This is a genomic window from Rhizobium sp. P1_B8 (assembly GCF_056406515.1).
Genome location: NZ_JBFTZZ010000066.1, coordinates 1 through 5,242, shown reverse-complemented (window position 1 = coordinate 5,242; position 5,242 = coordinate 1). Strand labels below are relative to the sequence as shown.

Genomic DNA, 5,242 nt, shown 5'->3' with positions numbered 1-5,242 from the left:
CCGCCGCGATAGCTGAACGATGTGCCGGCCTGTTCGTCCATCATCCGGGCGCGATGGCGATAGGCGGCGGCCGAGACGACGCTGCGTCCCGCGCCCCTGCCGATCACCTGTGCTCTGACGAACATGATCGCCACTGTCGTCTCCACCTCGCCCGAGCACGTCGCGACAGCGACGTATATTGCGCCCTCAAACCAATCGGAACGCAGGGCCGATGCCGCTTTTCCGGAAGACGGCCATCGGCCGAAATTCCGGCTGCGACGTTTTGGGGCTGGTCGAAAATAGCCTATTTAACTATCGTTTTGTAGTTAGTATAATCGGTCTTCGGAGGCTATTTTCGGGAAAGGGAGATTCACCAATGGCCGTAAAATCATCAATTTCTGATCTCGATGCGCAGATGGAGAAGTTGCGAGAACGTCGGCGAATTCTGATAGTTAAATCGGCGGAGCGGTTTGCCCGCGCGGCGACGAAGTCCGGGCTGGCGGAAATGGAGATCGCCGACGAGGAGGTCGAGCGGATCTTCGAAGAGATCGCCGCTCGATTTCGCAAAGAGGAGAAGAAAGGCACTAGTGCTGCATCTCCTCAAACGCGTCGACCAGCAGTTGATGGCACTGGATCGACGTCGGAGGTTTTACATGACGGCTGACCGCAAGAAGGAAGCACGCGAGAAACTCCTGCTTGGCGGCATCGTCGTGAAGGCTGGTCTGTCGACGGCCGACCGGGCTTTTCTTCTGGGTGGCCTCATCGAACTGGCAAGAGTGATAGCGGGATCGGCCGAACATAGGCGGTTGCGCGATATCGGCAAAGAGGCGTTCAGGCGCCCTTCGCTCAGTCCGTCCACACCGCGCGTCGAGGAGACCGCCGGATGGCGCTGAAGGGTCGATTGCATCCGAGCCTGCTGCTGGTCTTCGTGCCGATCGCCGTAACAGCGATCAGCGTCTACATCATCGGCTGGCGATGGCCGGCACTGGCCCACGGCCTCTCCGGCAAGATCGAATATTGGTTCCTGCAAGCGGCACCCGTGCCGGCGCTCCTGTTTGGGCCGCTCGCAGGACTTTTGACCGTCTGGGCGTTGCCGCTGCATCGCCGGCGGCCAATCGCCGTGGCCAGCCTCTTGTGCTTTCTCGTCGTCGCCGGTTTTTACGCGTTGCGCGAATATGGACGCCTCGTGCCATCGGTGGAGCGCGGCATCGTCACCTGGGACCAGGCGCTTTCCTATCTGGATCTTGTTGCCGTCATCGGCGCCCTGGCGGGCTTCATGACTGTGGCGGTTGCCGCCCGGATCTCCGTCGTCGTGCCCGAGGCAGTCAAACGGGCAAGGGGCGGAACCTTTGGCGATGCCGATTGGCTTTCAATGTCGGCGGCAGCAAGGCTCTTTCCGCCCGACGGCGAGATCGTTGTCGGCGAGCGTTACCGCGTCGACAAGGAAACCGTCCACCAAGTGCCCTTCGATCCGAAGGATCGCAGCACGTGGGGACAGGGCGGCAAGGCGCCACTCCTGACCTACAGCCAAGATTTCGATTCCACCCATATGCTCTTCTTTGCCGGATCGGGCGGATACAAGACGACCAGCAACGTCCTGCCGACCGCACTGCGTTATTCCGGCCCTTTGATCTGCCTCGATCCTTCCACCGAGGTTGCGCCGATGGTGGTTGAGCATCGCACCCGCATTCTCGGGCGCGATGTCATGGTGCTCGATCCGACCAACCCAATCATGAGCTTCAATGTCCTCGACGGCATCGAGCATTCGATGCGAAAAGAGGAGGATATCGTCGGCATCGCCCACATGCTTCTGTCCGAAAGCCTGCGTTTTGAATCTTCAACTGGCTCCTACTTCCAGAACCAGGCGCACAATCTCCTGACCGGACTGCTCGCCCATGTCATGCTGTCGCCGGAATATGCCGGCCGGCGAAACTTGCGCAGCCTGCGCCAGATCGTTTCCGAGCCTGAACCTTCCGTGCTCGCTATGCTGCGCGACATTCAGGAGCACTCGGAATCTGCCTTCATCCGTGAAACGCTTGGTGTCTTCACCAACATGACCGAACAGACCTTCTCCGGTGTCTATTCGACGGCGTCGAAGGATACGCAATGGCTCTCATTGGATAGTTACGCCGCGCTTGTCTGCGGCAACGCCTTCAGGTCGAGCGATATCGTATCGGCCAAAACGGACGTGTTCCTCAATATCCCGGCGTCGATCCTGCGCTCCTACCCCGGCATCGGGCGTGTCATCATCGGCTCTCTGATCAACGCCATGGTTCAAGCCGATGGCGGCTTCAGCCGTCGGGCGCTCTTCATGCTCGATGAGGTCGACCTGCTCGGCTACATGCGCGTGCTGGAAGAGGCACGCGATCGCGGCCGCAAGTATGGCATCAGCATGATGCTGCTCTATCAATCGGTCGGCCAGTTGGAACGGCACTTCGGGAAGGATGGCGCGACGTCATGGATCGATGGCTGCGCCTTCGCCTCCTATGCGGCGATCAAGGCCCTCGATACGGCGCGCAATGTTTCTGCCCAATGCGGGGAGATGACCGTCGAGGTTCAGGGGCGGTCGCGCAACATCGGCTGGGACACGAAAGGCGGCGGCACGCGCAAATCCGAGAGCGTCAATTTCCAGCGCCGGCCGCTGATCATGCCGCACGAGATCACCCAGTCGATGCGCAAGGACGAGCAGATCATCATCGTTCAAGGCCATAGCCCGATCCGCTGCGGCCGGGCGATCTATTTCCGGCGGAAGGATATGGACGAGCAAGCAAAGGCCAATCGCTTCGTGCGGAGTTGACGAGCTTACACGTTCAGCGCCGCCGCCCGAGTTGCGTTGGGCGGATGCGAGACCCTTGATTCCATCATGGCGGCAATCGATCTTCTCGGGATTATCGTTCTGTGCACCGAGTTCGTACGCAAACGTTAATTCGAGTTTTCAGGGCCTGCTCAACGGAATCGGCTGACCTCCGTGGCCGACTTGCGGCGACGGATGAATTCACGCAGCAGCGGCAGGAAGAAGGCTTTGCTGAAGCGGCCGGTTGGCGGCTCAGGCTCCAGATAGTATGAGTTTCCGACGATGTCGGTATTGAACTCATCGAAGATAATCCAGAGCCTGCGATCAGCATCGAGGCCAGCGCGGCGCTTTTCGATAGCCGGCACTTCCACGGCAAACCGCGACGCCTCCGGCTGCTTGGTGGTAACGGGAAAGAAGAGAACCAGATCACCATCGGGCCGCGGCATTCTCACGCCGACGGCTACCGGCCGCTCCTTGCGTCCTTCCGTCTCTCCACGCCCAGCCTCTCTCGCCCACAGATAAGGATAGCGTATGACGCTTGCGGTCTGGATCAACTCGTAGTTCATGAGCGGCCTGCCTCGTCCTCGCCTGCGTATGCCTCGACGGCGTTTTCGAACTCGGCAACCAGTTCATCAGGCATCGTTTCGATGGTCCCCACGGTACGCCGGTCCGACTGCTTCATCAGCCGTTGGTAGTCTTCGATATTGAGGAGGACCAGTCGGGGCTTATTCCGCTGGGTGATGGTCACTGGATGGCGTAGAGCCTCGGCGATGATGTCGCCAGACTTACGGGAGAGGTCGCTGGTTGAATAGGAACCGCTTGACTTAGGCATATGGGTTTCCTTTGGGTCTCTTAGTTGCTGTATTTGTTGCAACATACAGCATTTACAACAATGTTGCAAATTTGCTGATTTGACGAGTTGCGGCCTTGCCTAGGAGGGAATTGCGGCGTCCAGCAGTGCGCACCGCATGAACGGGGATGCCAGTTCCCAGGGTGATGTCCTAAATAATCGACCGAATTCTTCGTCGGTCAACCTAACCAACGTCGGAAGCCGGATCTCGACTCCACCCTCATCCGCCGTCAAAACGTTGATCCAGTCGCCGCCGTTGATGCGGTACTCATGTGTGTCGAAATCAATTTCTAGCTCGTCCAGCAAATTGATGGTGAAACGCCCGAAAATCTCGTTCTCGCCCTGCATCTGATATTCGGCGAATTCATCCTCTCCGGTGAGAAACCTTCGTTCCAATGCCATCACCATCAGGATCCGAGCGATTGCAGCTTCGAGCCCTTCAATCAGGCGATCATGAAGTTCTTGAGAGAAACCGCTGTTGTAGCCGAAGCGGTTTGCGACGACGACAAGCCCAAAACCGGCAAGCTTGGCGTAGGGCATGAGGTTCTGATCGGTTGTCATAATGTGATCTCCTTCTTGATGACGGAGATCGGCCACTCCCTGGCAAAGAGGGGGGAGACAGTGCCGTCCTTGACGCCGGATTTGCTAGAGTAAAATCGGACGTCAGAGAGAGAAGAGACCCGCGACCCCAAAGGGGTTGCGACCCTTCCGGCGTCAGCCGGCGGGGATCTCGAGGGGAACCCTCACAGGCGGACGGGCCGGTCGATCCGGGCTGGCTGCCTCGGTGTACAGTGAGAAAGAGCCGCCTTACGGCAACTCCTCTCCGGTCTGTTTTGCAAGTTCGGCGCGCGCGGCTTCCAGCTCCGCCTCGATGCGGCGACGCTCCTCAGCGGTCGGCGCTTCCCTGGCTTCAAGGCGCAGTTCCTCGATGGTGCATTCGATGTTGAAGGCGTTTTCGTTCGTCATCGTCATCTCCTTGTTGACGTGAAAGATGACGCCGGCGGTCGTGAGGATCGGGTCGGGTCAAGGTTCGCGTCAGCGACCGGCGGAGCCGGCGCGCGGAGGTGCCAATTTTTCCGCAGCGGAGGGAACCGCAGTGAAGGCAAAATTGGAGGGGCAGCGCGACCTTGAGGCGGCACGGTCCTCATGGCAGACTTGGCGAACTGAGCAGACAATCCACGTTTCGTTTGGCACCGAATACAGGCGGTGGGCAAAGCCGACCGCCTCAGGAGCCGCCACTGCGAAAGCCGGCCCCGATCGCTCGAGGCCGGCTGCTGGTCGTTCAGTTCGGGTTGTTCCAGAGGATAACCTTGCGGTTCGGCTCGCCGCCGGGGGCTTGTGCGAGATTGCCGAAGATTACGCCGATCTCCGGGGCCTCCAGCTTGACCGAGAGGTATTCCTCGCCGGTCAGGCGAGCGATGCGGTTCCAGCCCGCGCCGATCTCGAAGCCGGTCTTACGGTGGATGATGCGGTAGTCGGGTGCTTCATCGTTCGCCTTGCTGGCGTTCGGGACGATGGCGATCGGGGCGTTGACCCGGATGGTGGCGAAGATGCCTTCGAGGGTGCCGTCGCTCTTTGCGGTGAGGGTTGCGATCGTGGTGGCCATGGTACTGTCTCCT

The 5,242-nt window shown here is 59.6% G+C and carries 7 protein-coding genes and 1 pseudogene; 3 read left to right on the top strand and 5 right to left on the bottom strand.

The window, feature by feature from the left end:
* Nucleotides 1-355 precede the first annotated feature (355 nt).
* Genes AC1D2N_RS35940 through traG form a run of 3 tightly spaced genes read left to right on the top strand, consistent with a single transcriptional unit; the run spans nt 356 to nt 2,776 of the window.
* Nucleotides 356-643 carry a TraC family protein gene (locus AC1D2N_RS35940; protein WP_018245173.1) on the top strand — a complete coding sequence of 96 codons (288 nt, stop codon included), beginning with the start codon at nt 356-358 and terminating at the stop codon, nt 641-643.
* A complete protein-coding gene (locus AC1D2N_RS35935; protein ID WP_018245174.1) occupies nt 633-872 on the top strand; it encodes a conjugal transfer protein TraD in 240 nt (79 codons plus the stop codon). Before AC1D2N_RS35940 ends, AC1D2N_RS35935 begins: the two co-directional genes overlap by 11 nt.
* Nucleotides 863-2,776 carry a Ti-type conjugative transfer system protein TraG gene (gene traG / locus AC1D2N_RS35930; protein WP_018245175.1) on the top strand — a complete coding sequence of 638 codons (1,914 nt, stop codon included), beginning with the start codon at nt 863-865 and terminating at the stop codon, nt 2,774-2,776. The genes AC1D2N_RS35935 and traG overlap by 10 nt, the downstream gene beginning before the upstream one ends.
* A gap of 149 nt (nt 2,777-2,925) precedes the next feature.
* Here the strand turns inward: traG and AC1D2N_RS35925 are convergent, their stop codons facing one another.
* The 5 genes and pseudogenes from AC1D2N_RS35925 to AC1D2N_RS35905 form a co-directional block, all read right to left on the bottom strand.
* A complete protein-coding gene (locus AC1D2N_RS35925; RefSeq protein ID WP_018245176.1) occupies nt 2,926-3,339 on the bottom strand; it encodes a hypothetical protein in 414 nt (137 codons plus the stop codon).
* Complete coding sequence (locus AC1D2N_RS35920; RefSeq protein WP_018245177.1) at nt 3,336-3,605, bottom strand: type II toxin-antitoxin system prevent-host-death family antitoxin; 270 nt, start codon at nt 3,603-3,605, stop codon at nt 3,336-3,338. The genes AC1D2N_RS35925 and AC1D2N_RS35920 overlap by 4 nt, the downstream gene beginning before the upstream one ends.
* 52 nt (nt 3,606-3,657) lie before the next feature.
* A pseudogene (locus tag AC1D2N_RS35915) lies at nt 3,658-4,184 on the bottom strand (hypothetical protein).
* 246 nt (nt 4,185-4,430) lie between these two features.
* Entirely contained in the window at nt 4,431-4,589 is a 159-nt protein-coding gene (locus tag AC1D2N_RS35910; protein ID WP_018245178.1) for a hypothetical protein, read from the bottom strand.
* A 316-nt stretch (nt 4,590-4,905) separates the two neighbouring features.
* A complete protein-coding gene (locus AC1D2N_RS35905) occupies nt 4,906-5,229 on the bottom strand; it encodes a DUF736 domain-containing protein (RefSeq protein WP_018245179.1) in 324 nt (107 codons plus the stop codon).
* Nucleotides 5,230-5,242 lie beyond the last annotated feature (13 nt).